This is a genomic window from Protofrankia sp. CiP1_Cm_nod3 (assembly GCF_982290655.1).
Genome location: NZ_CEVIVD010000120.1, coordinates 14,800 through 16,922 on the forward strand (window position 1 = coordinate 14,800; position 2,123 = coordinate 16,922).

The following is a 2,123-nucleotide window of genomic DNA, read 5'->3' on the forward strand; positions in this document are numbered from 1 at the left end:
CGGGGATCGTCGAGGACATCATGATTGCCGGAAGTGCGTACGGAAGTGCGTACGGAAGTGCGTACGGAAGTGCGGAAGGTGCCGGAGGGACAGGGACAGGGACAGGGACGCATTCGGGCGACCACCGGCCGCTGGGGCATATCCGGACGGTTGACCGGTTGGCCGGGCACCCGGGCTCCGGGCTCCGGGTATCCGAGTGGTTGGGCGTCCGGGTGGTTGGCCGGACAGTTGGGAGGACGGGGTGCGTCTCGACAGCCGGGACGCGGTGCCGCCGCGGCCGGGTGAAGGCGAACCGCGGCTGCCGTGGGTGGTCGGCGTCAGCGGGGCGAGCGGGACGCCGTACGCGGCGTCGGTGCTGCGCGGCCTGCTGGACGCCGGGCTGCCGGTGGACCTGGTCGTCTCCCGGGCGGCCCGGCTCACCCTGTTGGACGAGACCGGGATCGCCTGGCGGGACAGCACCTGGCCACGGTCCCTGGCCGGCTGGCTCGGCGTGGACCCGTCCGTCATCTCCGAGGCGGCCGCGGCGGATCTGCTCCGTCACTGGTCCTGCAGTGATCTTGCCGCCGGGCCGAGCAGCGGCTCGTATCTGACCAGGGGGATGATCGTCGTCCCCGCGAGCACGGCTGCCGTGGCCGGGATCGCTCTCGGGCTGTCCAAGGATCTGCTGCAACGCGCCGCCGGCGTGACGCTGAAGGAAGGCCGTCGGCTGGTGGTCGTGCCCCGGGAGATGCCGTTCACCCGCTCGACCCTGCTGCACATGCTGTCCCTGCACGACGCCGGCGCGGTGGTGGCGGCCGCCAGCCCCGGCTTCTACGCCGGCGCGACCGACGCGCGCGCGCTCGTGGACTTCGTCGCCGGCAAGGTCCTGGACGCGGCCGGGGTGCCCAACGACCTGCTGCGCCGCTGGACCGGTGAGCTCGGCGCGGCCCGTCGTTCGTCCTCATGATCTTCATTGTGTGATCTCTACGTTCGGGCGGCCATCGCTCTTTCGTGACTCTGGGTACATAAATATGGATAAATGCGTATCCAGGCAAGGCGGTGTAAGGCTGTCATGAGCGCGAGGCGGTGTGGAACTTGACCGGGACGAGGAGGCTGGACGGCCCTGGCCGTACCGCCGCCCATCGTCATGATTTTTGTGCTGCCGGGGGTGGGACGGCGCCGAAGGTGATCAGGCCCGAAGGGGCCGGTGAGCTCGGCGTCACGCGCCGTTCATCTCCATGATCTTTGGGATGGCACGGGACATGACGGGGATGAGAACGTGACGGGGATGAGGGGGCGCGCGGGCTCGGCCCCGCCCGATACCTGCCCTCGTGACCGCCGCGGATCCGGCGGGTCGTACCGTAAATGAGCGGGATCCGTGCTCATCCGGTTCGAGATGCCCGCCGGCAGCTGAAGACCGAACTGGGACGAAGGCGGGCATGACACGCGACAGCGGCGGGAGACAGCGGACGCGGGACAGCGGCACGCGGGCCACGACGGCAGACCTGGACCGGGTGCCGCGTCCTCGGACGCCCGCTTCCAGGGGCGCCGCTGGCGCTTCGGGCGCCTGGATGGGCTGGCCAGCCGGGCGTCCTGTGGCCGGTCAGGCCCCGGCCTCCCTGCGGGTGCAGCTGCCGTATTTCGCCGCGCGGATCGCGGCGCTGCTCGTGATGCTGACCATCCTGCTCATCCTGAGCGTCAACCCTGTCCTCGCGATACTGGCCGGTCTCGTGATCGTGGGTGCGCTGACCTATCCGCTGGGCCGGTCGCAGCGCAGGGCCGCCCAGCGGGCCGCCGCCCGCGCCGGTACCGGCCCGGAGCGCCGATAGCGCCCCTGCGGGCACTGTGGGCACCCCGCTTGCCTCGGGGGGACGCGCGCGTGGCCCCGGGAGCCGGTGGACCCGAGTGACGGGTCGATCAGATCACCGCGACCGCCGCGCCCGTGGCCCCCGGGCGCCGGCAGCTCCCAGGGGCCGGTGGCCCGGTCGGTAACCCCGCGACGAACGGGGGCAGAGGCGAACGGGTACAGGGCGGTGGCCTGTCCGCGCTCCCGCCGGGACGCCGGCGGGCTCTGGGGCGGACGGGTCCTGAGCTGACGGCCAGGGGAGCCGACGGCTGGCGGAGCCGGTGGCCGGGGGAGCCGG

At 72.3% G+C, this 2,123-nt stretch carries 2 protein-coding genes; both read left to right on the forward strand.

Annotation, left to right across the window (positions count from 1 at the left end; genetic code table 11):
- Positions 1–241: 241 nt before the first annotated feature.
- Entirely contained in the window at positions 242–946 is a 705-nt protein-coding gene (locus AC5LUJ_RS18825) for a UbiX family flavin prenyltransferase (protein WP_250283269.1), read from the forward strand.
- Between the two features lie 628 nt (positions 947–1,574).
- Entirely contained in the window at positions 1,575–1,808 is a 234-nt protein-coding gene (locus tag AC5LUJ_RS18830) for a hypothetical protein (protein ID WP_250283267.1), read from the forward strand.
- Positions 1,809–2,123 lie beyond the last annotated feature (315 nt).